Source organism: Microcoleus sp. B6-A1 (assembly GCF_036705085.1).
Lineage (GTDB): Bacteria > Cyanobacteriota > Cyanobacteriia > Cyanobacteriales > Microcoleaceae > Microcoleus.
Genome location: NZ_JAUBTU010000012.1, coordinates 18,915 through 44,442 on the forward strand (window position 1 = coordinate 18,915; position 25,528 = coordinate 44,442).

A 25,528-nucleotide genomic window follows, 5' to 3' on the forward strand; every position below is an offset into this window, starting at 1 on the left:
GTGGCAGTGTTTCAATCCCTGATAGGGAGTTAGGTTAATTGTGGCCCTCACTAGCGGTATTTTCACCAGATTTTCCGCTGGGTTTCAATCCCTGATAGGGAGTTAGGTTAATTGTGGCTCTATAGCCCTCAATGGTTTGAAGTGTGATGAGGGGTTTCAATCCCTGATAGGGAGTTAGGTTAATTGTGGCTCGGCTTCTTATCCTGAATTTATACCCAATTGGAAACGAGCGTTTCAATCCCTGATAGGGAGTTAGGTTAATTGTGGCCCGATGCAAAATCGTTGCGTCCAAGTTCCTGTTTGATATAGGTTTCAATCCCTGATAGGGAGTTAGGTTAATTGTGGCTTTACCATCTACCTCGATCCGGGTCAGCCAAAGCAATCCGGCTCCAGGTTTCAATCCCTGATAGGGAGTTAGGTTAATTGTGGCTCTAGACAAAGAGCAGAAAATATGGAAGGCGGATACGCCGGGTTTCAATCCCTGATAGGGAGTTAGGTTAATTGTGGCTATTCGCTGTCAATAATTCTGGCTACCATGTTTTGTTTGCAGGTTTCAATCCCTGATAGGGAGTTAGGTTAATTGTGGCACACCCGTGAGTACCAGCCTTGCTGGAGTCTCTGCCGACACCGTTTCAATCCCTGATAGGGAGTTAGGTTAATTGTGGCCGGGTAATTCTTGCATTAGCTCACTCCCAACAAATTAGTTTCAATCCCTGATAGGGAGTTAGGTTAATTGTGGCGCTGTTCGCCTAGTGGTAGGAAATGAAAAGGCTGTGCGTTTCAATCCCTGATAGGGAGTTAGGTTAATTGTGGCTCGTTTTAGGCATTGATCACTGAAACACTTTGAAACGTTTCAATCCCTGATAGGGAGTTAGGTTAATTGTGGCTCCGAAGACTTCTAGGTACTGCTTGCGCGAAGTGTTTCAATCCCTGATAGGGAGTTAGGTTAATTGTGGCATTGAATTCACAATCCACACGCAAGCTAAACGCGTTTCAATCCCTGATAGGGAGTTAGGTTAATTGTGGCAATTAGAAGCCCGCCGAGAATTGCTTCTTCGGGTTTCAATCCCTGATAGGGAGTTAGGTTAATTGTGGCATGTCTTCTACGTCGCACTTCAACTCACCAATCTCGTTTCAATCCCTGATAGGGAGTTAGGTTAATTGTGGCCAGATACATCGCTTTCATTAGTTTTTGTCCTCAATGCAAATGGAGGTTTCAATCCCTGATAGGGAGTTAGGTTAATTGTGGCTCTACAATCTCCTAGTGAAGTTTGAAGCGCGAGGTTTCAATCCCTGATAGGGAGTTTGGTTAATTGCGGCTAGGGGAGCCGTGAGTGCTTTATCAATGCTTTCCGTTTCAATCCCTGATAGGGAGTTTGGTTAATTGCGGCCTATGCAGAAACCTATGCAGAAACCTGCACCTGCTGGTTTCAATCCCTGATAGGGAGTTTGGTTAATTGCGGCTGGCGGTGCAAACGCTAGGCTATCGCGCATCAATCTTCAGTTTCAATCCCTGATAGGGAGTTTGGTTAATTGCGGCTTATTCGAGTGATGCCACACCGAAGTGTGAGAGAGTTTCAATCCCTGATAGGGAGTTTGGTTAATTGCGGCCCCCTAAAATCCACCACTTTTGAATCCACGAAAGGGTTTCAATCCCTGATAGGGAGTTTGGTTAATTGCGGCGGAAATTGTAGGCAAGTTGCAGCAATTCCCGATCGGTTTCAATCCCTGATAGGGAGTTTGGTTAATTGCGGCCTGGGACAGCACCTTAACCACCCATTATTTTTAGCGTTTCAATCCCTGATAGGGAGTTTGGTTAATTGCGGCTACCGATCGGCTAGAGCGCATTCCGGCGCTCCGATACCCGGTTTCAATCCCTGATAGGGAGTTTGGTTAATTGCGGCTAGGAAAACATATTGAAAGTATTGAGGAAATTGAAGTTTCAATCCCTGATAGGGAGTTTGGTTAATTGCGGCCGTAGTTGAACCGGAACACATCGCAACCCCGTTGTTTCAATCCCTGATAGGGAGTTTGGTTAATTGCGGCTGGATTGCAGGCAAGCAACACTGCGCCAAGAAACTTGTGTTTCAATCCCTGATAGGGAGTTTGGTTAATTGCGGCTCGCCCAGCCGGGGTATTGGTGCGGGTAACTGATAGCGTTTCAATCCCTGATAGGGAGTTTGGTTAATTGCGGCGGGAGGCAGAGAGAGAAAGTCGATTACCACTGTTTGTTTCAATCCCTGATAGGGAGTTTGGTTAATTGCGGCTTGGGTTATATAAATCAATCCCGCGAATCCCAGAAAGTTTCAATCCCTGATAGGGAGTTTGGTTAATTGCGGCAATACGTTTTTCTAGCAAGCTGTCTGACAAGTTTTGTCTGTTTCAATCCCTGATAGGGAGTTTGGTTAATTGCGGCCCTGCATCAATCCATCACAAAATGGCATTTTGGTGTTTCAATCCCTGATAGGGAGTTTGGTTAATTGCGGCAGTTCGCGGTAACGCTGGTCTAGCTAAGAAATTGCACAGTTTCAATCCCTGATAGGGAGTTTGGTTAATTGCGGCGCGGCGTTGCGTACCAGAAAGAGGTAAAAATTGATCTCTGTGTTTCAATCCCTGATAGGGAGTTTGGTTAATTGCGGCGCTGGATGCTAGCAGCTTGCTGTATTCACTCTGTGTTTCAATCCCTGATAGGGAGTTTGGTTAATTGCGGCATCCGGCAATTATTTCTAGACGGCTGGAGCCGGGGTTTCAATCCCTGATAGGGAGTTTGGTTAATTGCGGCATCAGTCCTTGATAGCTTGGTTCATTTAGACACAAGTTTCAATCCCTGATAGGGAGTTTGGTTAATTGCGGCCGGCGGTTGAGTTGGTGAGTTTTGAATCTGAAATTAGGTTTCAATCCCTGATAGGGAGTTTGGTTAATTGCGGCCCGAAATTGATTTCAGTCGGGAGTTCGTAGCAGTTCGCGTTTCAATCCCTGATAGGGAGTTTGGTTAATTGCGGCGATTTTGATAAAATTGTTTTAGAGCCTATCCCTGTTTCAATCCCTGATAGGGAGTTTGGTTAATTGCGGCTCGAAATGAAAAGTTCATCAGTAAACGTGCTGAAGCAGTATTGTTTCAATCCCTGATAGGGAGTTTGGTTAATTGCGGCGGTTGACGTTCCAATCCCTTCGGCAATGGGTGAAGCGTTTCAATCCCTGATAGGGAGTTTGGTTAATTGCGGCCCAGCACCTGCATCAATCTGGAGTCTGGCAGAAAGTTTCAATCCCTGATAGGGAGTTTGGTTAATTGCGGCTTTAAAGGAAATGGGAGCAAGCAATGGTGGTTTGTGTGGTTTCAATCCCTGATAGGGAGTTTGGTTAATTGCGGCCCATATACTATCAATGCTTTCTCTATTTTGTAAGTTTCAATCCCTGATAGGGAGTTTGGTTAATTGCGGCTTGGGGGAATCAACCACCTCAGCACCGATCGCGATCGGCGACGGCACAGTTTCAATCCCTGATAGGGAGTTTGGTTAATTGCGGCTTTTGATATCCTCTACGTCAGTTTGCAATAGACCTAGATCGTTTCAATCCCTGATAGGGAGTTTGGTTAATTGCGGCTTCGGGATACCTAGGAGCACCTTTTATCGAGCATTGAGTTTCAATCCCTGATAGGGAGTTTGGTTAATTGCGGCATGTCATATTTATTTGGCTCCAAACGTTGAAAGAGGTTTCAATCCCTGATAGGGAGTTTGGTTAATTGCGGCTTTTTTCCAGTTTTATGCTGATATGCCTCCTGATTGGGATAGTTCAGGTTTCAATCCCTGATAGGGAGTTTGGTTAATTGCGGCATTAGCAGCCGGCGCTTGACCCTTGAAAAATATCTAGTTTCAATCCCTGATAGGGAGTTTGGTTAATTGCGGCCCAGCCCCGCCGATGCTGCTGAAACTGCCAATAGCTGCGTTTCAATCCCTGATAGGGAGTTTGGTTAATTGCGGCCGGTGCCGCCCCGGTTCGCCGCTGGTTTATTTCCGACTAATTCTATGTGTTTCAATCCCTGATAGGGAGTTTGGTTAATTGCGGCTGGGAGTCGTGCAGCACTTGAGGCGGTGAAAATTGTTTCAATCCCTGATAGGGAGTTTGGTTAATTGCGGCTGTGGAGCATGGCTTTCAGCTCCAACTGTCACCAAATGTTTCAATCCCTGATAGGGAGTTTGGTTAATTGCGGCCAGACGCCCAAGAGTTAGCTGCTGAAGCTGTATCGCTATCGTTTCAATCCCTGATAGGGAGTTTGGTTAATTGCGGCATTGGTAGGAATTCCCGGACAGCAGGCCTTCTTTGAGTTTCAATCCCTGATAGGGAGTTTGGTTAATTGCGGCGCTATCGCACTGTAAGCAGGGTTTAGTGCTGCACGGTGCAAAGTTTCAATCCCTGATAGGGAGTTTGGTTAATTGCGGCTATCTGATTTAAGGTTTGTTCCAAAAAAGTTAAAGGTTTCAATCCCTGATAGGGAGTTTGGTTAATTGCGGCGTACCCCTTATAACACGTCTGATAAGTACCCCTTATGTTTCAATCCCTGATAGGGAGTTTGGTTAATTGCGGCTTGACGGTAAAGCGTCTGGGTTTTCAGTAGTAGAGTTTCAATCCCTGATAGGGAGTTTGGTTAATTGCGGCCCTAAAAGTTTTGCCGTCACACTCAACACTACTTTGTTTCAATCCCTGATAGGGAGTTTGGTTAATTGCGGCGCTTTAAATCAATTTGAACGTGGTTTAGTAAAATTGTTTCAATCCCTGATAGGGAGTTTGGTTAATTGCGGCCTATCTATAGCACTTTAGTTTGTATCGTAATTAACTATGTTTCAATCCCTGATAGGGAGTTTGGTTAATTGCGGCGGTAATGCCCCGGTTCGTCGCTAGTCTGATTTTAGCTAGTTTCAATCCCTGATAGGGAGTTTGGTTAATTGCGGCTCTAGATTCTGAATTAACTGCAACTCGCGAAGCTCGTTTCAATCCCTGATAGGGAGTTTGGTTAATTGCGGCTTGACGTTGCATGGTAACTTCCATGCTACGGAGCCGTTTCAATCCCTGATAGGGAGTTTGGTTAATTGCGGCTTAATTGCGGCTAAATGCCCGTCTTTCCGGGCTGTCAACCGATGTTATTAGTTTCAATCCCTGATAGGGAGTTTGGTTAATTGCGGCCTTAAAGCAGTTCTTAAGCAGTCCTCTCACAAAGTTTCAATCCCTGATAGGGAGTTTGGTTAATTGCGGCTTTATCAATCCATTCAGCACTTTTTTCTATTTCAAGTTTCAATCCCTGATAGGGAGTTTGGTTAATTGCGGCGCAATGAGAAGGAATGCTTTGGCACTCAGACCAAGAAGTTTCAATCCCTGATAGGGAGTTTGGTTAATTGCGGCCTTAATCGGTTTAGAAACGGGCTCAGAAGTATACAAAGTTTCAATCCCTGATAGGGAGTTTGGTTAATTGCGGCTTTATATCTGCTAAATTGATATTTATCCAAGAACTAGTTTCAATCCCTGATAGGGAGTTTGGTTAATTGCGGCGACCGAAGAAGCTCAAGGCGCAGCCTATGCACTTAAGTTTCAATCCCTGATAGGGAGTTTGGTTAATTGCGGCGAAAATTACAATTTGGCTTACGGCAGACAACGGAGAGTTTCAATCCCTGATAGGGAGTTTGGTTAATTGCGGCAATCTTGGAAAGCTTACTATCAGCCTGCCGACATGTTTCAATCCCTGATAGGGAGTTTGGTTAATTGCGGCGAGCGTCCCCCGTCTTCATCAGGTTCGATTTTTCGTTTCAATCCCTGATAGGGAGTTTGGTTAATTGCGGCTCGAAAACAGGCGGAATTGTTCGCAGAAGCCAATTCTGAGGTTTCAATCCCTGATAGGGAGTTTGGTTAATTGCGGCTATGCAGCCGGGTCGGTCAAGTCAAGCCCGTCCTCTTCATTTTTGTTTCAATCCCTGATAGGGAGTTTGGTTAATTGCGGCGCGATGGTGCGGGGTGCGGTTCATCCGATCGCACTTAACGTTTCAATCCCTGATAGGGAGTTTGGTTAATTGCGGCAAAACGAACATCTTTACCACCGCTTTCTTTAATAGTTTCAATCCCTGATAGGGAGTTTGGTTAATTGCGGCCTAGCGGTTTCTTATTGGTAGAAAATACCTATTAATGTTTCAATCCCTGATAGGGAGTTTGGTTAATTGCGGCTTTTTAAATTTAAGGGGGTGCGGTAATGCCTTTGACAACAAGTTTCAATCCCTGATAGGGAGTTTGGTTAATTGCGGCAAAATTTGCGCTCCTTTCTGTCTGGAAAAAATTGGTTTCAATCCCTGATAGGGAGTTTGGTTAATTGCGGCAGCTTTCGCGGTAGCTCTCAGTTGTCCTGTATTTGTTTCAATCCCTGATAGGGAGTTTGGTTAATTGCGGCGTGGCGGAATCGGTTGCCCCGTGCATTTTATTGGTAGTTTCAATCCCTGATAGGGAGTTTGGTTAATTGCGGCCTGCTGTCTCTCGGTGGTTTGGGTGGTGCTTCGTTTGTTTCAATCCCTGATAGGGAGTTTGGTTAATTGCGGCCGATCGTGAAAATCGCAAAGCTTATGCTTCTGTGGCGTTTCAATCCCTGATAGGGAGTTTGGTTAATTGCGGCAATAATTAGCAGTGGTAGAGATTTCATACGATCGTTTCAATCCCTGATAGGGAGTTTGGTTAATTGCGGCCTGTTAGTAAATAGGTAGGGTTACTGTTAGGAAATGGTTTCAATCCCTGATAGGGAGTTTGGTTAATTGCGGCGATAGCTCGACATTGTTACTCTTTCTTGCTTGCAGGTTTCAATCCCTGATAGGGAGTTTGGTTAATTGCGGCACCGGGGTTGCGACGGATTGAATAAACAACTTTAGTTTCAATCCCTGATAGGGAGTTTGGTTAATTGCGGCGTCATTCGATGCGAGATGTACTTGATGAAGTAGAAAGTTTCAATCCCTGATAGGGAGTTTGGTTAATTGCGGCTTGTACTCACGGTAAATTGTGCGGAAACTGAATGTTTCAATCCCTGATAGGGAGTTTGGTTAATTGCGGCGGTAAATTCTAACCTTTTGCGCCGCAACTCTGGATCGGTTTCAATCCCTGATAGGGAGTTTGGTTAATTGCGGCAGTGATAAGGGTTACTTATCAAGGGTTATGTTGTTTCAATCCCTGATAGGGAGTTTGGTTAATTGCGGCAGAGTGTGTTCAGGCATCCAAGGTCTTCCGAATATATCTAAGTTTCAATCCCTGATAGGGAGTTTGGTTAATTGCGGCTTGAGAGATGGTAAGGTTATCGCACCATCAACCGTCGTTTCAATCCCTGATAGGGAGTTTGGTTAATTGCGGCAGGTCGGACATATTTAAGCTAATGAAAAATTCCGGGTTTCAATCCCTGATAGGGAGTTTGGTTAATTGCGGCACAATTTTTCAATACATAATAGATATAGAATAATTAAGTTTCAATCCCTGATAGGGAGTTTGGTTAATTGCGGCACACCCACCTTGACCAGTAGCCTCATCCTGATCGTTTCAATCCCTGATAGGGAGTTTGGTTAATTGCGGCGCTGAGGGTTTGGCGGTTTGGTCTGAGGAATTGAGAGTTTCAATCCCTGATAGGGAGTTTGGTTAATTGCGGCATCTCCCCCAAAAGTCCGTAACTCGGCGCACTTGGAAAGTTTCAATCCCTGATAGGGAGTTTGGTTAATTGCGGCTGTAACGAACTTCTTAATAAATTAGCCACCTACATATCTCCTAGGTTTCAATCCCTGATAGGGAGTTTGGTTAATTGCGGCAGGGAAAATTTAATTGAAGAATTTATTAACTACCTGTTTCAATCCCTGATAGGGAGTTTGGTTAATTGCGGCTTCTTACGATCTCCTGATCGATGAGGTATGGGTTGTTTCAATCCCTGATAGGGAGTTTGGTTAATTGCGGCCGCCCGTTCCAGAAGCATTGCTGTATTTGGTTTTCAAGGTGCAGTTCCGTGAATCTAAAACAAAAGTACCATTTCGGCCTTCGACTTGTCAATACCCAAAATTTCATATTCACTCCAAAGCCTTATCCTGTAATACTTTCAGACTTTCCGTGAATCGTATTCTCAGACAGAGAGCCTCAAACTCTTGCAGCACGTACATTCTAGCCTCAAAATTTAACACCTCGATTTTTACACCTACCCATTCACGGATTTTCCACCCAAAAACAGACATCAACCGATCACCACTTGCCCAAAGCCCCCCAAACAGTACCCGAAACCACCCCCCAAATCGCCCCCAAACCAGCCCCCACGATCGCCCCCGCCACAGGCCCCAACTCCACCGGCACCCCAGCGCTAACAGCCGGAAACATCGCAGACACCCCCGCACCCAACACAGCACCCGCAAAAGTCCCCAAAAAACTGCCCCAAATCGCCCCCAAAGCCCCACCCCTCACCCCCGAAGGCTGAAACGAAATCGGCAGCTTCGGCGCAAACCCGCAAAAACCCAACAAACCCCCAGAAACCACACCCCCAACAGAACCGACACCAGCCGCCACGATCGCCACACCCAGCAGCAAACCCGCAAACTCATTCAGCGGCCGCATCTGGACACCGTATTGCTGCCAAACCACCAGCCCAACCCCCAAAAAAACACCAGCCAGAGTCCCCACAAACGAGCCCCAGACAGCCCCCAAAGACCCTCCCCGCCGGCCCCACACCCTCCCCGCCGGCAGCGCCAGAGGAGGCCGAAAACTCGCCCAAACACAGCCCCAGACTGCACCAACCCCCGCCCCAGCCAAAATCCTCTCCCCGATCGCCACATTGTTATTAATCGCCCCAAACACCGCACCGCCGATCGCCGCCAACAAAAAAGCCCCCCAAGCCGCCCCCACCAAAACTCCGCCCCACTTCCGCCAAATCTGATTCGGCGGCAAAGTAAAAACTCCCCACATCACCCCAAAAAAACAGCCCCAAATCGAACCAACAAAAATCGCCCCCAAAATAGCACCGCCGCCCTCAGCTATTGCCGAATAAATCCCCCCGATCGCCGCCAAACACAAACTACCCCAAACACCACCCCAAGCAGCATCCTGAAAAATGCGCTCAAACTTGCCCACGGGAAGCTGAGGCGCAGGAGTCCGACTCCGAGAAGACATCGGCATCGGTAGCAACGGCACTGCGTACTGACCGAGGGGGCGTGGCAGCCCCGTGGAGGGCTGTTGCCGACGCACTGCGGGCTGGGGTACGACAGGCGGGGGTTGGGGCTTTTTACGCTTGATTTTCGCGGGCTGCAAGTGCAATCCGTGGCTGACTGCTTGGCGCGAAGGAAACGGATCGCGCCCTTTGAGGAGTTTTGCCCGATCGCACCAAGGGCACCGACTGAGATGATTTCCGTATTTATGCTGACTATTTTTGCTGCAAGTTACCAAAGCATCTTCCGCTTCCCGAATCGCATTCACCCAAGTTTTCGCATCCGGGCGCGCCGCAGGATTGCCGTGCCCTTCCTCAAAACAGCGGATAAACATCTGCCGCAGCCGCGGATGCAGCATCTCGAAAGGAGGCGCAGCGGGCATCGGGCGGTAGGGAATTCGCTTCGTACCTGTGGGGAAATGGCCCGATCGAATTCTCGCTTCCAAAGACGGTGGTTCATCGCTACCGAGATAAACTCCCGAAAACGGATGCGTACCTTCCATCAGCAATTGAAAAATTAATACCGCTAAACCGAACAAATCGTGCTCTGGGGATCGATCGATATCGCGGAAAGTCTGGCCCTGCAACTCCGGCGGCGTAAACTCCGGTTTCCCCACGGGACACCGATAAACGTAACCTGTATAAGGATCGCGCACTTGAAACGAATCCGTGTCTACCAGCGTTACCAACGCCGTATCCGTCACGAGAATGTTCGACTCGTTTACGTCGCCGATGACGTAACCCCTGACGTGGAGGGCGTTTACAGCCGAGGCGAGATTTCTGGCGGTACGGTGGAGGTAAAGATAGCTAAATAGCGGTTTTTGTTCGCGCCTGGTTTTGGGAGTATAGAAAGTGTGTACCGGCATCACTTTTTTGACGCGCGGCATCACAAAACCGACGATTTTTTCTCGCCCGCCGACAGTATGCAGCAAATCGATCGGCCAAGCAATAGAAGCGTGTCCCGGTTCGGCGATCGGCGCATCCGGCGGCATACTGAACATGACTGTGAGTTTGTCGCCGTCTTCGTCTGTCGGTTTGTGGTAGATTTTTGCTACAAGGGACGAGTCTTGGGCGATCGGGTAGATGCGACCTTCACCCCCACTGGCGATCGCGTTTTTGGTGTCGATCGCAATCAGTTGTCCGCTAAATTGGCGCTGCAACTGCATAGAATTCGCTTAGGGTATGGGGGCATCAATCGATTTTAGATTTGAGATTTTGGATTTTAGATTAAAGAAAGCTACCCCACTGATAAATCCGTAATTCTATTTTATTGTGGGGAGTAGGGGTTGGGCAGGAGAGCCCGCCCTGGAAAATTCAGCAACAGGGTACGAGGGACTGTTCCACGATAATTCTATTTTATTGTGGGTTGGGCAGGAGATCCCGCCCTGGAAAACTCAGCAACAGGCTACGAGGGCCTGTTCCACAATAGTTCAATTTTATTGTGGGGAGTAGGGATTGGGCAGGAGAGCCCGCCCTGGAAAATTCAGCAACAGGCTACGAGGGCCTGTTCCACAATAGTTCAATTTTGCAGTTGTGCTTACAATTGATTGGGATCGATGCCCATTTCTCGGAGTCTTGCTTCCAAAGCTTGGGATCGCGATCGTTCTTGTTCCAGCAGCATTTCTGCCTGTTCGGCCCGCAGCCGTTCTTGTTCGGCCCGCGCCTCGGCTTGCTGGATCAGTCGATCAAGTTCCACAAAACTCCTAAACGGTTCTCCAGAGGGCCCGAACATTTCGAGTCCAGTTTCTGATAATTGAAACCGCACTCCCATTCTCGGACTTACCCAACCGTCCATTTGTTCGATCTGTTCTAATTTTCCCTCAGCCCGCAACCATCCTATCAGTTCCAATTTTTCTGGATCGTACAAATAATATTCTTCCACACCATAGCGTTCGTAAAATTGAAATTTTTGCATCATCGGAGTCAGACGATTTCCCCGCGACCAAATTTCAAATGCGACTTGTGGCGCAATATCATTTTCATACCACTGTTGATAGGAACCTCGATATCCTTTGGGGATGCCAAAAACTGCCATTACATCTGGTGCTTGAGACAGTTTGTTATTGCCTTCCACCGGATACCAAAGCAAGTCACCTGCTACAAAAACATTTGGATCATCGGCAAACAGCAATTCTAAGTTTTCTTTAATCCAAACAATTAATCGAAACTGATCCGTATTGTTTGACATCGGTTCGCCGTTATCGTCGGGGTAGATGATATGTGATTTTTCGGGAGATTGCAGTTGTGTAACCATTGCTGTTTCCCCAATTTTTTTGACAAGTTGATTTTATTTTAGTCGATCGCCTGTTTCCTCTTCCAGTTCGTCAACTGCGGTTTGGATAAAGTTATCCACCAACCAGTCGCGGGTACGCGAGAAATTGCTCTCCAATTCCAGGTAATGACTGCCTAGTTTTGCCTTAAAGTCTTTGGGGAAAATCTCTTTAGCCACTAACATATTTTTCCAGCGAGTTAGCTGGCTGGCGTTGCGTTCGGGAAAGCGGTTGTACAAATAGTCGATCGCGATCGCATCTAGAATATCCGCACCCAGGATTTCCCGCCGTTTCACCTCGTTTTCTAGCGCAACTTGTCGCCGCCCAGTTAGATCCCCATGCTGGCTAACATTTGGTTCAATCAAATGCTGAATCAGCCAGTTTCCCCCACGGCAAAAATCGCGATCCAACTCCAAGTAAATCGCCCCAAACAAAGCTTCAAAAGTCTCCGAAAAAACTCTAGTGTACTCGCTTTTGTCTGTTTCTTTTCCATTACCGACGCGCCCATTAACTTCGTTTAATTTCAAATTTTGTGCAAAATCCCCAAGTTTTTTCGGATCTGCTAAACGAGCTTTTAAGGTTGAGATAGCATCTGGATCGAGTTCTGGATATTCGCGGTAGAGGTAATCGCTAACAACAGCACCGAAAATCGCTCCCCCTAGGAGTGACAGCCGTTTGTACTTAACCTCTTGCCAAGCGGGAGACTCCTCCGGGCGATCGGAGTAATAGCTGGTAGAATAACGGCAATTTAAGGCAATTTCCAGCAGTTTTGTCTGCTGAAAGCTGGGAATGTCGATCGCTGCTTTGACTGCTTCAATATCTACATTATGTTTAATTCGCTCTAATTCTTCTTCACATTTTCCCCACTTTTCCAACCAATCACCGCCCGCATCTTCCACATACAAATCTACAAAATCTACCCCGTAATTCATCCATTCATCCTGCATTTTTCTGGCTGCTTCCAGTTCTTCCCAGACTTTCTGCAAGTTATTTTCAACGGTCTGTGTACCTTGTACTGTCATAGTATTTGATTTTGATGTAATTTGATTTTATTTCCAACAATTCCACCGCAATTAAATTAAATCTCAATTCAATTTAGGCCGAGTTGCTAGTTATTTCACTCTTATGGATTGCTGCGGTAAATCTTCCCGTTAATTAGCCTTCGTATCAAGCACCTGTTGCCACCGTCTGGCAAACCCCTCCCGGAAACAGAAAAGGGGAGGAAAAATCTTGGTCTGTTTTCCCTTTTCCAGAAGCAGGCTGGGGGTTAGCTTTTTGGCATTGTCGAAAATTGTGCAATATGTGAGTTAGTCAAATTTTTTTTTCACCGAGTTTGGAGCAGTCGAACTATTCTCAGCAGCAGATATGCTTGATTTACGGGAACTTGAGGTAACGACCTGCGGGCAAATTATCACTATTATATAATGCAATGTTAACTAACTGATTCAGGAAATTTGCATCGTTTTTATCATAACTTAAAAATAATCCTCTGTCAATCCCCCAATCTTGAAGAGTTTGTTGCCAATTATGATATTTTTGTTCAGAGAATTCATCCGAAAGAGTAGTGACTTGAATGCAGAGGGGCTGCTGTTGGCGATTGCTAACGATCGAATCGGTTGCCATAGAAAGATCTGCAACATATCGATACAAAACAGTGCCTTGGCGATCGACTATTCGGGCTGCGATCGCACGAATGACGAGATCGTCAGCCGGATCGAATTTGCCGGCCTTGAGTTTTTGTTTCCAGATGTAAAATTTGCGATCGTTTTCGCTCAGCCATTTAGGAAACAGATAGCTGTACCAATACCTTTCCCCCGGAGTCATTAACTCAAAAGCGGCTTGCTGTTCTCTTTCCGAAGGTAGAGATTGAACTGCCAGCCAAACTTGAGAATCTCGGATAAGCTGCAGCAAAAAAGCCATCACAAATTTCTTAGCCGTTAGCGAACCGGGTTTAACATCTTTCACCCAGCGATTGATTTCATCCAATCTTCTCGCTAAACTCGGATCTATTAGATCTGCGTCGCTAATTAGGGAGTTGAGCTTATCCTTAATCTCTTGTGCTTGCAAATGACGACCTACTGTACAAACTAAAGCAGAATTGTTGACACCTCGATTTTATTATAGAACTGCGCCAAATTTTCACCGCTCATTAGACATTTCCAACAATTGTTATGGGGTAGGTATCCTGACAGCCCTTGATTTGATTTTTAGGAGATGTCTATTTAATAGTTGCTGCCGATTCCCGCAGGCGCTGGTACAATAAAACCAAATAAACATTCATCAACGGCCCGGCTAAAAATCCGAGTAGATTACCTGCAAGCTTAGATGCTAGCAAATTTGCGGTCGAACTGATTAATAGGATCATCAACACTATTGGCACGGAAACCACAAAAATGATCAGAAAACTCGCTCGAAATACCAACCACCAGCGCCCTTTAGTTAATTCCCAACTGCTGCTAAGACTGTCCAGCGCCGAAGAGTTATCAATGACGGTAGCGTACAAGGAAAAGATTAAGCGATATGATACATAAAGACCGGGAATTATTAGTGCAATGAAGCCGGCCAACGCCAGCCCCGAAGACATAATATAAACCAAAATAAGGGGCAGCAATCTTCTGTTTGCTTGATTGAAAGATTGACCCACAGTTACTTGATTTCGAGTCAAACTTCGGTAAGTGTAGAAAATCATGGCTCCCGACAATAAAGGAACTGCCACGAACCAGTAGATAATATTGAAAGCAACACCGGCTGAACCCAGATTGTCCAAACTATTGATAGCGGACAATATCAAATTGGGAAAATTGATTGTCAACAGGGGAGCGTATAGAGACCCCATAGTATCAAATGTTTCTCGCAACAAGTTTGTGGCACTAATTCGTGAACTTGTCATAATTTTTTATCCCCTTTTTGTAAGTGGAGTTGAGATCACATCTTGCACCATTCTCAATCAGCCTTTTCTGAACAGGCTTTCCGGCCTGTTCCACAAGAAAATTTATCTTTTGTGGAACAGGCCGGAAAGCCTGTTCTTGAGAATGGTGCAATATCTCAAGTTGAACAGACTAGACATTACTCGAAAAAGTTGCTAACAATAATGTTAAGTCATCATCGGTGCGTTCGGAAACACGGGGCGATCGCAAAAATGACTCTAACTGCTGTTTGGCATCTTCTTCTTCTTTCCACTCGCCAGAAAACCGAAACAAAGGGGCAAAAAATGGCCCGTGTGGCGTGCCTTCTGGGATTTTGAGAGCTAGCATTTGCAAGCCGTCGGAAAACACCGCCAAGTGCCGCAGTTTTTCCCGGAGTACCTGAAATTGCGCTGTTTCTATCGCATTCGGCGAAATCAAAAAGATAGTTTCGTTGATGTATTCGCCGCAGGGAGGTACAGTCAGGGCGATCGCATTTCCTGCACTGTCACCTGCTACCGCCGCACCGTCGCCGATTTGAGCAACTGCGATTAATTCCGGCGTAGCAACAACCGCAATTAAAGTGCAGGCTAAATCTCTCGCAGGCACTTCCCGCACAGCCGCTTCTGCTTCCACCTGGGCCCGCGCCACTTGCAGTGATGCTGTCAAGAATACCTGCCATTCGTCGTCATTTTGAGGCAGCCTTTCCTGTTGCTGGCAAATCGTTTCAACAACCGCTTCCACAGCAATTTTTGCCCCAACTTCTGCGAGTGCTGCGGAGCCCGCACCATCGGCAACCGCTGCCGCTAAAACACCGTTTGGCAAGAGACGCCAGCAGTGGGCATCTTGACAAGGCTGCGATCTTTTTTCGTGGCTCGTACCTATCACCGATGCCGCTACAACTTGCCAATTAAAGGATGAATTGTGCATTAATAACTCTTTAACTCAAAACTTCGTAAATTCACAACTATGCAAAGTCTGGACGGGTTGATTTATCCCTAATTACAGCACTTTTATGGGTTCGTAGGTACTAGCCCTTGTAGGGACACGGCAGTGCCGTAGGGACACGGCACTCTTACTAATGACTAATGACCAATGACTAATGACCAATGACTAATGACTAATGACTAATGACTAAACAGTTCCCCATCCGGGTGGCGGCAGTGCTACTTGTTCATCAATTTTTGAGTGAGAAACTCTCTGCATACTAGCCGACAGCCAGATGAACATCTCTCTAAAGTCTAGTCCTCTCAATTTTACAGGCGTGCGCTCGACAATTTGCGCCAGACGGGTGATATTAGCACCTTCCACTCCGACTGCAAAAAATGCCACGCGCTTATTAGTTTCTTCCTCTTTAATCCGCTGTGCTGCTATTTCCACAACATCGTCGGATTCACCTTGAGGTTCGCCGTCGGTAATCATAAATACCCACGGGCGGTAGTAGGTAATGCCGTTGTTGCGGTATTCGGATTTGCGGGCCGCAATAGTATCTAATGCTAGCTGAATGCCAGCGCCCATGTGGGTTTGTCCTTGAGCTGTCAGCAGTGGCGTCTCGAACTGGTCGGCGGTCACGAAGTCTTGCACGACTTTGATATGATTGTCAAATGAAATAATCGCCACTTCAACTCGCTTTTTAGCTAGTTCGTCTTTAATTAGGTCATTCCTAAAGATTTCCAGCCCCTCATTCAAGGCATCTATGGGTGCGCCTTGCATGGAGCCGGAGGTGTCCAGCAGGAGGACGCAAGGACAGCGCGGCTCTGGGTTTTCGGCAAATTCTACGGCTTCGTCTAGTCTCATGGTTCGGGGTTGACCTGGGAGTGGCTCGATTTCTAGGTTTATTACTTTCTACCCTAGCAAGTAGGTGACATATTTAACTCTATCTGCCCGCTGGCGATCGTATTTTACCATTTACGTGAATCGATTTTTGATTTTTGATTGTATATTTTAGATTTGAGAATTGGATGTCTGCGGTCAAAAAAACAAATTTCTTCCTGCCTGTGGTAATATAGACTAATAGTATTACTGCAAAATAAGGATAAATCTTATGATTGCAACAGTCACACAGAAATTAACCTTTGACCAATTCCTTGTAGAATGTCCAGAAGATGGACGTTATGAACTGGTAAATGGAGAAATTGTAGAGATGAATGCCACAAGAAATCATGATGATGTTGCTAATTTCATGTTATTTGGCTTCAATGATGAAATCCGGCGACTAAATTTGAATTATGTAGTCAACACTACAGCCGTTATCAGAACTGTAAGTAAAGCTGGCATCGAACAAGGGCGGAGACCGGATGTCAGCGTAATCGATCGCGATTTGTGGCGATCGAACCGTTCTGCTTATGCTGCAATGCGGGAACCAATTCAATTGGCAGTGGAAGTAACCTCAACAAATTGGGAGGACGATTATATAGACAAATTGGACGAATATCGGCGCGTCGGAATTCCTGAGTATTGGATTGTCGATTATTTAGCAATTGGCAGCAGGGAATTTCTGGGAAATCCCAAAGTTCCAACTGTATTTGTTCACCTTTTGGATGCAGATGGTAACTATCAAAGAAGCGCGTTTAAAGGCAGTGAACGAATTGTGTCGCGAACTTTTCCCGAATTAACGCTGACAGCAGCAGAAGTGATGAATGTTTGACTTCGGTTCATCCTGCTAGCCAGACTATTCTCCATAAAAAATTACTGAAAATATGAAATCTCTTTCTGATAAAAAACTTTCTAATCAAAAAGCTATGAGTCCTTGGAGTTACAAACCTTGGTGGTGTCAGCCTTGGTCGATTCTTTTAACTGGTACTAGCCTGATTAGCGGTAGTTGGTTTTTGTTAAAAACTATTTGGATAACGGTTTTAGTCGCGATTCCTTTATTAGCATGGATGGGTTTTTTCTTGTTAGTTTGGCCGAGGTTGATGCTGTCTAGCGGAGTTTTAGATTCCGATGCAGATTAGGTTTTGGTGACGCGCACCTTATGTTTAGGGTAAGGTGCGCGGTCATTGGTGTCAACTTAACGTTAAACCCTCAGTTCCGCAGGGGTTTCAACAAGAACCTCCAAGCGAAAGTCCTCGCTATGAGGACTAATGAGTTCTTCAGTCCTCTTTGAGAGGACTTTCGCTATAAGACAGGGAATTCATTCCCTGGCGGGCTGCCGGGTGAGCGGGAGGACTTGCGGACTAAAAGCTTCAGTTGACACTAATAGTGCGCGCTGCACACCCTACCTTTGAGTGTTTCGCAGTCTAGGTTTGCGGGTAATAGTCTTGAATTGCTTTTACTTCCATCGGGTGAGATTTGAGCGATCGAATTCCCGCTGCTGTCGCTTTGGCACCGGCTATTGTGGTAATAATCGGGATTTTGTAAGTCAAAGCTGTGCGGCGGATAAAGATGCCGTCGGCGCGGGATTCTTCGCCGGAAGGCGTGGTGATAATTAGTTGAATTTTCTCATTTTTGATCGAATCCAACAAATTCGGCCGCCCTTCGTGCAGTTTCAATTCCAAATCTACCTCTAAACCTTGCTCTCGCAAAACTTTGCGTGTCCCGTGAGTTGCGACTACTCGGAAACCCAATTCTAAGAATTCCTTGACAACGGGTACAACTGCTAGTTTGTCCCGATCGCGCATCGAAACCAGGACAGTTCCCAACAGCGGCATCATTTGTCCAGCACCTAATTGAGCTTTGGCAAAGGCTTTGCCAAAATCGGTGTCAATTCCCATGACTTCGCCGGTCGATCGCATTTCTGGCCCTAACAAAGTATCAGTTCCCGGAAACTTAGCAAAGGGCAATACAGCTTCTTTTACCGAAACATGAGTGGGTATAATCTCTTCAGTAAAACCCAAAGCTTCTAGAGTTTTGCCAGACATGACTCGCGATGCCATTTTTGCTAAGGGAACTCCGATCGCCTTGGAGACAAAAGGCACTGTTCGAGAAGCGCGCGGGTTAGCTTCCAAAATGAAAACTTCTTCCCCTTGAACAGCAAATTGAATATTCATCAACCCGATGACTTTCAGGGATTTTGCTAATTCTACAGTCCAGCGGCGGATTGTTACCAAAGCTGCGTCAGGAAGCGTTTGGTAAGGGATAGAACAAGCAGAGTCGCCGGAGTGGATTCCCGCTTCCTCGATGTGCTCCATAATACCGCCGATCGTCACATTGCCAGTAACATCGGCGATCGCATCTACATCAACCTCGATCGCATTCTCCAAAAACTTATCAATTAAAATCGGATGATCGGGTTCTACTAGCACGGCATAGGTCATGTAACGTTCCAATTCAGTATCAGAATAAACAATTTCCATGGCTCGCCCGCCTAATACGTAACTCGGTCGCACCACTACCGGATAACCTATCCGTTGAGCTACTATTAAAGCATCCTCAAAACTACGGGCCAAACCGTTAGCAGCTTGCTGAATATCCAACTCGCGCAGAATCTTTTCAAATCGCTCCCTGTCTTCAGCAGTATCAATGGAATCCGGCGAAGTACCCCAAATTTTTGTTTGTACATCGGGGTGATTTTCCAGAGCTTTTTGTAAAGGAAGCGCTAATTTCAGTGGGGTTTGTCCGCCAAACTGAATAATTATTCCTTCGGGATTTTCGGCTTCGATGATGTTGAGAACATCTTCTTTTGTGAGCGGTTCAAAATACAGGCGATCGCTCGTATCGTAATCCGTCGAAACCGTTTCCGGGTTCGAGTTGACCATAATTGTCTCAAAGCCATCTTCTCCTAGGGAATAGGAAGCGTGACAGCAGCAGTAATCAAACTCAATTCCCTGTCCGATCCGGTTCGGCCCGCCACCTAAAATCATCACTTTTCGTTTGGTAGAAGGCAAAACTTCCGACTCCGGCGCGAGACTGTGGCCTACAGGCGAAATTTTCTTTTCTTCATCGCCCAATTCCCAAATTGCCGCTCCCGCTTCGTAGGTGGAATAATAATACGGTGTAAACGCTTCAAATTCAGCGGCACAGGTATCGACTGTTTTGTAAATCGGAATTACGCCTAACTGTTTGCGGTAAGCGCGGACTTGATCTTCCGATGTTTTGGTGGCGTAAGCAATTTGGCGATCGCTAAAACCTAACTGCTTTACTTCAAACATTGTCTCTTTTGTCAACTGTTCCAACCGCGTTCGTTTCAAGAACTTCTCAGTTTCCAGCAATTCCTGCATTTTATCCAAAAACCAAGGGTCGATTGCTGTGAACTCGAAGATATCTTCCACCGACATTCCCATCATCATCGCGTGGCGAACTGTAAAAATGCGATCTGGATTTGGCGTCCGCAATCCGGCGCGAATTTGTTCCAAACTCGGCAACTTTTCCGGTTTGTCGCACCCGAAACCCGCGCGGCCTGTTTCCAATCCCCGCAGGGCTTTTTGGAAGGATTCGTTGAAGCTGCGCCCGATCGCCATTACCTCTCCAACTGACTTCATTTGCGTTGTCAGAGTCGGTTCGGAACCGGGGAACTTTTCAAAGGCAAATCGGGGAATCTTCGTCACCACGTAGTCAATTGTCGGCTCAAAAGACGCCGGAGTTTTCTTGGTAATATCGTTGGAAATTTCGTCTAGGCTGTAACCTACCGCTAATTTTGCCGCCATTTTGGCAATAGGGAAACCAGTTGCTTTCGAGGCCAAGGCGGAGGAACGCGAAACCCGAGGGTTCATTTCAATAACGATGAAATCTCCGTTGACTGGATTGACGGCAAATTGAATATTGGAACCGCCGGTTTCAACTCCGATTTCGCGAATAATTTTCACCGAAGCATCTCGCAGGCGCTGATATTCTTTGTCTGTGAGAGTTTGCGCGGGGGCGACGGTGATCGAATCGCCGGTGTGGACGCCCATCGGGTCGAGATTCTCGATCGAACAAATAATCACTACATTATCTGCCAAATCTCGCATTACTTCCAGTTCGTACTCTTTCCAACCAATCAAAGATTGTTCGATCAAAATTTGCGATACCGGACTGGCGTCTATCCCGCCTTGTGCCATTTCTTCAAACTCTTCTTGATTGTAAGAAATGCCGCCTCCCGTGCCGCCCATTGTAAAAGCAGGACGAATAATTAACGGATAACTGCCGATTTGGTGACCAATTGCTTTGGCTTCGTCGAGAGTGTTGGCGATTCCCGAAGGGCAAACAGCGACACCGATTCGCGCCATCGCTTCCTTAAATAATAGCCGATCTTCTGCCATTTCAATTGCTGGCAACTTAGCACCAATCAACTCGACGTTGTATTTTTCTAAAACGCCATTTTTAGCGACGGCCACTGCTAAATTTAGCGCCGTTTGACCGCCCATTGTCGGTAAAATTGCTTGAGGTCTTTCTTTAGCGATGATTTGTTCGAGGATGGCCGGCGTTAGAGGTTCGATGTAAATGCGATCGGCAGTTTCGGGATCGGTCATAATCGTTGCCGGGTTGGAATTCACCAACACTACTTCAAAACCTTCTTCTCGCAAAGCTTTGCAAGCTTGTGTCCCTGAATAGTCAAATTCGCACGCTTGACCGATAACAATTGGGCCGGAACCAATGAGAAGAATCTTTTTTAAGTCTTGACGACGGGGCATAGGTTCGTAATTAGTAATTGGACAAGGTTGAGGATTAATTTGATATTTTGCATCAGTCTTAGAAACAAGCTTTCTAAGCTGTTCCCCCAAAAGCTTACTCAAAATAGTGCAAGTTTTGTTGTTAATTTGAAATTGTGCACCATTATCAGCCTTTTGGAAGCAGAACCTAGCAACTCCGGCCCACAGACACCCCCAGCTAACCAGAAATATTGATGAGAAAAGGGTGCAGTCGATCGGTAAATCAAGACTATTTTAAGTGTTGCGGTCAAATCGTGTTCTAAAATACACAATCCCTGTATTCCGCCAGATTAATCATTGTAGGGACACTCCAAGAACCCTTCTTCGTGTCAACTTAACGTCTAACCCAATCACAGACTGTTGTTTGAGTATTAAATCTAGATCCCCCCTAGCCCCCCTTAAGAAGGGGAGTAGGGGGTGGGACAAGAGTCTTCTCAAAGTCAACCCCTACTCCCCAACAACCAGGGGGATTTAGGGGGATCTAGACTGGGTTAAAAGCTAGATTTATCAATGGTTTCAGGCGATTGTTGACACCAATGGGTTTTTGGAGTGTCCCTACCGTATTTCATCCTATTTTTAGGCTTTGCGCGATCGGCGAATGAGTACGCTTATCACTTGTCCCGGCTTTGCACCTCGCTGGGGCGGACTCCAATCCCCGACGGCGGCAAATCCCAGTCGGTACAAGGTGTGGATGGTTTCTAACACGGCTGCGCGGGAACCGACAACCGTTATCCGCACGACTTCCTGTTCCGATACTGCTGAGGTGTCATTTGGACGCGCGGACAAGTTATCGTCAGGCACGAATTCCTGTGACATAATATGGTCTCCTGGTTTTTGGTTTTTCTAGGAAAACCCAAAAACCCAGCCGCCCCGCACGTTAACACAGAGCAGGGCGGCTACAGAGAATGTTAGAATTCTCCATTAGCCTCCATACTGCTTACTCAGTTTGGCGGTTAGCTGTCCATTGCTGTTGGTAGCAGCTTTGGGCAGTGCAACTAGATTTTTGAGCGACGCGGGCTGCTTCCTCCTTGAGGAAAGCAGCCTTATTTTCACAGCGTAGCCGCAGATGGGGGCCGCCGTCAATCGATTTTAGATTTTAGATTTTAGATTTTAGATTGAGATTTTCCTGCAACAACTCTATCGATTTTAGATTTTAGATTTTAGATTGAGATTTTCCTGCAACAACTCTCCGGTCTCTCCCACTCTCCCGTCTCCCCCTCTCCCTCCACCCAACCTACTAGATGAGGGAATGCTACTGCAAGCGAATTCTTAGACATAGTTACCCATCAATGGACTTTTTGGGTAACTCTCTAGCCATTCTTTCTATAGCATCACTGAGACTGCTAGCCGTGAGTTGAGTCTGTTTTACTTCTAGCCATCTGATAGCGGTTTCTGTCAAACTCAAGCTAAGCCTACGTTTTGCCTCACTGTAAATCTTTTTTCTTGCCATCTTGACGCTGTGTATTTATTGTGTATATAATGAGAGTAACACAGAAAAAATCAAGATGTTACTCAGTTTTAAGACAGAATTAAAACCTAATAACAGACAAGTCACTTGGTTCCGTCAACATTGTGGAGTATCAAGACACGCTTACAATTGGGCAAATTCAATCATTCTTGAAACATTGACACTCAGGGAGACTGATAAAACTATTAAGATCCCTTCTGCGATTGACTTGCACAAGCGCCTAGTGGCTGAAATAAAACCAGCTAATCCCTGGTATTATCAAAGCTCGAAAGCAAGTCCACAACAGGCTCTCACTGAAGTTAGGACGGCATGGGATAGATGCCTTAAAAAAGTATCAAAACAGCCTAGATTTAAGAAAAAAGGCAAGTCTAAGGACAGCTTTTATCTTGAGCAAGGAACTAAAGCAAAACCTGGTATCAGTAACGATGGCAACCGTATCAAACTCCCTAAAATAGGTTGGGTTAGGCTGCACGAACCATTACCAATTACGGCAGTTCACAACTGTGTAATTAGTAGAACTGCTGACAGATGGTTCATTGCTATCAAGTACGAAATAGAACAGCCCACAGTGTCTCTAGACCGTCCCTCTATTGGCGTTGACATTGGTATCAAAGAGTTGGCTGTCACCAGTGACGGGAAGGTTTTTGCCAATCCTAAAGCCTACCGCAAGATGAGCAAGAAGTTAAAACGATTGCAGCGCTCTGTTAGTCGTAAAGTCAAAGGCTCAAAAAACCGCGCTAAAGCTGTCACTAAACTAGCAAAGTTGCACCTAAAAGTGTCAAACATCCGAAAAGATGCTATTCACAAGTTAACAACTTACCTCGCCAAAAACCACAGTGAGGTGAAGATTGAAGATTTGAATGTTAAGGCATTTTTGAAGAACCACAAGTTAGCTGGTGCAATCGCCGACTGCGGTATGTACGAATTCAAGCGTCAACTTGAATATAAAACCGAAAAGTTTAACTCAAAATTGACGCTCATAGATCGATTCTTTCCTAGCAGTCAAATCTGTTCAAATTGCTGTAATCATCGGCATAAGATGCCATTAAAAGTCCGAGTCTTTGAATGTCTCGATTGCGGGCAGGTTCAAGACCGCGACTTGAATGCAGCGAAAAACATAGGACGTTGGTTTGAAGGTATTTATATTCCAGAACATTCAGAATTGGCGGTGAGTTCCACCGTGTCAGCCTGTGGAGTAGGCAAACCCGACAGCAGTCATGTTGTCGCTACTGTGAAGCAGGAAGTTAACACCAAAAGCACTCATGTCTAGCTATGTCTAGATTTGGGTATTTATGGGTAAGTTTTTCAGAACGGCAACCACATCAATTTTAGATTTTAGATTTTTGATTGTCCTCCAACAACTCTCCCCATCTGCTATGCCTAGAACACCCAGCGAATATTCCGTGCACCTGCTGCTTGATGGTGGCCATCGCGAAGAAGTGCGTTTCGCAACGCTGCAAGATTTTCAAAAGTGGTACAGCAGTACGCTGGTGCCGAAACAAGATTCAAGAGAATTTCTTAATGTCCCGATTAAAAATATTCAAGGCGAATACATGGTAGTTCGGCCTACCAGCGTTCTCGCAATTCGCGTAGAACCGATATTTACTTCTAGTGTCGAACGATACGATGAATAAGGAAAATAATCAATTGAGTAGGGAAGATTGGAAATTGAGCAAGATTTTTCGCTATCAGCTATTAGCCATCGCCTGTTGCGTTTTGGCGATCGCTTTTTCCGTGCCCGCCGTTGCAGTGCGGCCGCTGGAACCAATTAGTCTAAATCAATTGCAAGCGAGTGAATTGGAGTCGATCGCCTTTGACGCTCAAATCTGGGGCGAAAATGGCAAACCGGGCGATAAAGAATTGCTGTTAAGGTCGATCGACCACAGCCTCCGCTATCTCAATACATCAGCCGCCGCCACTGCTTACAGCCGCTATCCAGTCGCAGGAGTTACGCGCGATCGAGTCCGCCGTTCCCTCGATCGATTCCGCCAATTAGTTGTCAGTTCCACAACCCCAGCACAACTTCAGGAATCTGTCAAGCGCGAGTTTGTACTTTACAAATCCACGGGCAAAGATGGCAAAGGAACAGTCGCATTTACAGGTTATTTCGAGCCGACTTACGCAGCATCTCGGACGCCGAATTCCGAATACCGTTATCCCCTGTACCGGATGCCGCCAAACATGGCATCTTGGCCGAAACCTCACCCGACAAGATTGCAATTAGAAGGCGCAGATGCTTTGCAGGCAAGTAAAGGATTGCTGCGAGGATTAGAATTAGTTTGGTTGCGCGATCGATTCCAAGCATTTCTCGTGCACGTCCAAGGTTCTGCGAGATTGCAACTAACAGATGGTAGCGAGATGACCGTCGGTTTTGCAGGCAAAACCAGTCACAGTTATACAGGAGTCGGGCGAGAATTAGTTAAAGACGGAAAGTTTACTTTAGAAGAGTTAACTTTGCCGAAACTAAGGGAATATTTTACCAACTTTCCCGCAGATATGAACAAATATTTGCCGAAAAATGAAAGCTTTGTATTCTTCCGGGATAGTAATGGAGCTCCAGCCACAGGAAGCATTGGAGTGCCAGTAACTGCCGAAAGGTCGATCGCCACCGACAAAGCTTTAATGCCACCCGGTGCACTAGCATTAATTAGTACAAAACTCCCTTATCCGAATGGGGCAGGACAACTCGAACAAAATGCTGTGAATCGGTACGTTTTGGATCAAGATACTGGCGGCGCAATCAAAGGGGCGGGGAGAGTTGATGTATTTATGGGAACGGGGGATTTAGCGGGCGATCGGGCCGGTTATATCAACTCAACAGGAGAACTGTATTATCCGCTTTTAAAGTAGGAACAAAGCGAGTGGCCAGAAACCGGGTTTTTACGAAAAATATTCGCGATAATCCGCAGATTAGGAAAAAACCCGGTTTCTTTGATATTCACTCTATCTACGGTATTTGGTAATATGGGTTAGTTGGTTGGGTAGGGGCGGGTTTATCAATATTTGGGATGGGAATTATAGATGGTTGGCGAACCCGCCCCTACGGTATTTGATAATAAAATAATACATCTAAAATAGCAAAATTGGTAGGGCGGGTTAGCCGAAATTTATATCATCAAATAGCAGAA

15 protein-coding genes and 1 CRISPR repeat array (1 of these 16 running past the window's edge) are annotated in these 25,528 nt (G+C 46.1%); of the genes, 5 read left to right on the top strand and 10 right to left on the bottom strand.

What is annotated here, in order from left to right:
- A CRISPR array of direct repeats spans positions 1-7,960; the repeat unit is 37 nt; unit sequence GTTTCAATCCCTGATAGGGAGTTTGGTTAATTGCGGC (it extends 1,253 nt beyond the left edge of the window).
- Between the two features lie 109 nt (positions 7,961-8,069).
- The 8 genes from QUB11_RS06415 to QUB11_RS06450 form a co-directional block, all read right to left on the bottom strand.
- Positions 8,070-8,231, bottom strand: coding sequence for a hypothetical protein (locus QUB11_RS06415; RefSeq protein WP_333201665.1), 162 nt, complete (start codon positions 8,229-8,231; stop codon positions 8,070-8,072).
- A 7-nt stretch (positions 8,232-8,238) separates the two neighbouring features.
- A complete protein-coding gene (locus QUB11_RS06420) occupies positions 8,239-10,356 on the bottom strand; it encodes a DNA-binding protein (RefSeq protein WP_333201666.1) in 2,118 nt (705 codons plus the stop codon).
- 371 nt (positions 10,357-10,727) lie between these two features.
- Entirely contained in the window at positions 10,728-11,444 is a 717-nt protein-coding gene (locus tag QUB11_RS06425; RefSeq protein ID WP_333201668.1) for a Uma2 family endonuclease, read from the bottom strand.
- A 33-nt stretch (positions 11,445-11,477) separates the two neighbouring features.
- Positions 11,478-12,482, bottom strand: a complete 1,005-nt coding sequence (locus QUB11_RS06430) for a ribonuclease III domain-containing protein (RefSeq protein ID WP_333201670.1) — start codon at positions 12,480-12,482, stop codon at positions 11,478-11,480.
- Positions 12,483-12,834: 352 nt separating this feature from the next.
- Positions 12,835-13,527: a hypothetical protein gene (locus tag QUB11_RS06435; RefSeq protein WP_333201672.1), complete on the bottom strand. Its 693-nt coding sequence runs from the start codon at positions 13,525-13,527 to the stop codon at positions 12,835-12,837.
- A 151-nt stretch (positions 13,528-13,678) separates the two neighbouring features.
- The gene (locus QUB11_RS06440) at positions 13,679-14,350 is read right to left on the bottom strand and encodes a hypothetical protein (RefSeq protein ID WP_333201674.1); all 672 of its coding nucleotides are present in this window, start codon (positions 14,348-14,350) and stop codon (positions 13,679-13,681) included.
- A gap of 169 nt (positions 14,351-14,519) precedes the next feature.
- Positions 14,520-15,293, bottom strand: a complete 774-nt coding sequence (locus QUB11_RS06445; RefSeq protein WP_333201676.1) for a PP2C family serine/threonine-protein phosphatase — start codon at positions 15,291-15,293, stop codon at positions 14,520-14,522.
- A gap of 204 nt (positions 15,294-15,497) precedes the next feature.
- Positions 15,498-16,160: a VWA domain-containing protein gene (locus tag QUB11_RS06450; protein WP_332953856.1), complete on the bottom strand. Its 663-nt coding sequence runs from the start codon at positions 16,158-16,160 to the stop codon at positions 15,498-15,500.
- Positions 16,161-16,407: 247 nt separating this feature from the next.
- Between QUB11_RS06450 and QUB11_RS06455 the strand changes: the two genes are divergently transcribed.
- Together QUB11_RS06455 and QUB11_RS06460 are read left to right on the top strand one after the other, a co-directional pair.
- Positions 16,408-17,010 carry a Uma2 family endonuclease gene (locus QUB11_RS06455; RefSeq protein ID WP_333201678.1) on the top strand — a complete coding sequence of 201 codons (603 nt, stop codon included), beginning with the start codon at positions 16,408-16,410 and terminating at the stop codon, positions 17,008-17,010.
- 52 nt (positions 17,011-17,062) lie between these two features.
- A complete protein-coding gene (locus QUB11_RS06460) occupies positions 17,063-17,317 on the top strand; it encodes a DUF6737 family protein (RefSeq protein ID WP_333201680.1) in 255 nt (84 codons plus the stop codon).
- A 285-nt stretch (positions 17,318-17,602) separates the two neighbouring features.
- Here QUB11_RS06460 and carB read toward each other — a convergent pair whose 3' ends face one another.
- Together carB and QUB11_RS06470 are read right to left on the bottom strand one after the other, a co-directional pair.
- Positions 17,603-20,914: a carbamoyl-phosphate synthase large subunit gene (gene carB, locus QUB11_RS06465; protein WP_333201763.1), complete on the bottom strand. Its 3,312-nt coding sequence runs from the start codon at positions 20,912-20,914 to the stop codon at positions 17,603-17,605.
- 594 nt (positions 20,915-21,508) lie between these two features.
- Positions 21,509-21,748 carry a hypothetical protein gene (locus tag QUB11_RS06470; RefSeq protein WP_333046690.1) on the bottom strand — a complete coding sequence of 80 codons (240 nt, stop codon included), beginning with the start codon at positions 21,746-21,748 and terminating at the stop codon, positions 21,509-21,511.
- Between the two features lie 689 nt (positions 21,749-22,437).
- On the opposite strand from QUB11_RS06470, the gene QUB11_RS06475 reads away from it, so the two are divergent.
- The 3 genes from QUB11_RS06475 to QUB11_RS06485 all read left to right on the top strand — a co-directional run bounded on the left by QUB11_RS06475 (position 22,438) and on the right by QUB11_RS06485 (position 25,250).
- Complete coding sequence (locus QUB11_RS06475) at positions 22,438-23,670, top strand: RNA-guided endonuclease TnpB family protein (RefSeq protein ID WP_333390053.1); 1,233 nt, start codon at positions 22,438-22,440, stop codon at positions 23,668-23,670.
- Between the two features lie 106 nt (positions 23,671-23,776).
- A complete protein-coding gene (locus tag QUB11_RS06480) occupies positions 23,777-24,034 on the top strand; it encodes a hypothetical protein (RefSeq protein WP_333070949.1) in 258 nt (85 codons plus the stop codon).
- A complete protein-coding gene (locus QUB11_RS06485; protein WP_333390055.1) occupies positions 24,027-25,250 on the top strand; it encodes a murein transglycosylase A in 1,224 nt (407 codons plus the stop codon). The genes QUB11_RS06480 and QUB11_RS06485 overlap by 8 nt, the downstream gene beginning before the upstream one ends.
- The last annotated feature ends 278 nt before the right edge of the window (positions 25,251-25,528 follow it).

Coding starts and splice junctions, on each gene's coding strand:
- QUB11_RS06460 (WP_333201680.1), top strand. CDS start 17,063: ATGAAATCTCTTTCTGATAAAAAACTTTCTAATCAAAAAGCTATGAGT.
- QUB11_RS06475 (WP_333390053.1), top strand. CDS start 22,438: ATGTTACTCAGTTTTAAGACAGAATTAAAACCTAATAACAGACAAGTC.
- QUB11_RS06415 (WP_333201665.1), bottom strand. CDS start 8,231: ATGTCTGTTTTTGGGTGGAAAATCCGTGAATGGGTAGGTGTAAAAATC.
- QUB11_RS06420 (WP_333201666.1), bottom strand. CDS start 10,356: ATGCAGTTGCAGCGCCAATTTAGCGGACAACTGATTGCGATCGACACC.
- carB (WP_333201763.1), bottom strand. CDS start 20,914: ATGCCCCGTCGTCAAGACTTAAAAAAGATTCTTCTCATTGGTTCCGGC.
- QUB11_RS06425 (WP_333201668.1), bottom strand. CDS start 11,444: ATGGTTACACAACTGCAATCTCCCGAAAAATCACATATCATCTACCCC.
- QUB11_RS06450 (WP_332953856.1), bottom strand. CDS start 16,160: ATGAGACTAGACGAAGCCGTAGAATTTGCCGAAAACCCAGAGCCGCGC.
- QUB11_RS06440 (WP_333201674.1), bottom strand. CDS start 14,350: ATGACAAGTTCACGAATTAGTGCCACAAACTTGTTGCGAGAAACATTT.
- QUB11_RS06445 (WP_333201676.1), bottom strand. CDS start 15,293: ATGCACAATTCATCCTTTAATTGGCAAGTTGTAGCGGCATCGGTGATA.
- QUB11_RS06455 (WP_333201678.1), top strand. CDS start 16,408: ATGATTGCAACAGTCACACAGAAATTAACCTTTGACCAATTCCTTGTA.
- QUB11_RS06430 (WP_333201670.1), bottom strand. CDS start 12,482: ATGACAGTACAAGGTACACAGACCGTTGAAAATAACTTGCAGAAAGTC.
- QUB11_RS06485 (WP_333390055.1), top strand. CDS start 24,027: ATGAATAAGGAAAATAATCAATTGAGTAGGGAAGATTGGAAATTGAGC.
- QUB11_RS06480 (WP_333070949.1), top strand. CDS start 23,777: ATGCCTAGAACACCCAGCGAATATTCCGTGCACCTGCTGCTTGATGGT.
- QUB11_RS06470 (WP_333046690.1), bottom strand. CDS start 21,748: ATGTCACAGGAATTCGTGCCTGACGATAACTTGTCCGCGCGTCCAAAT.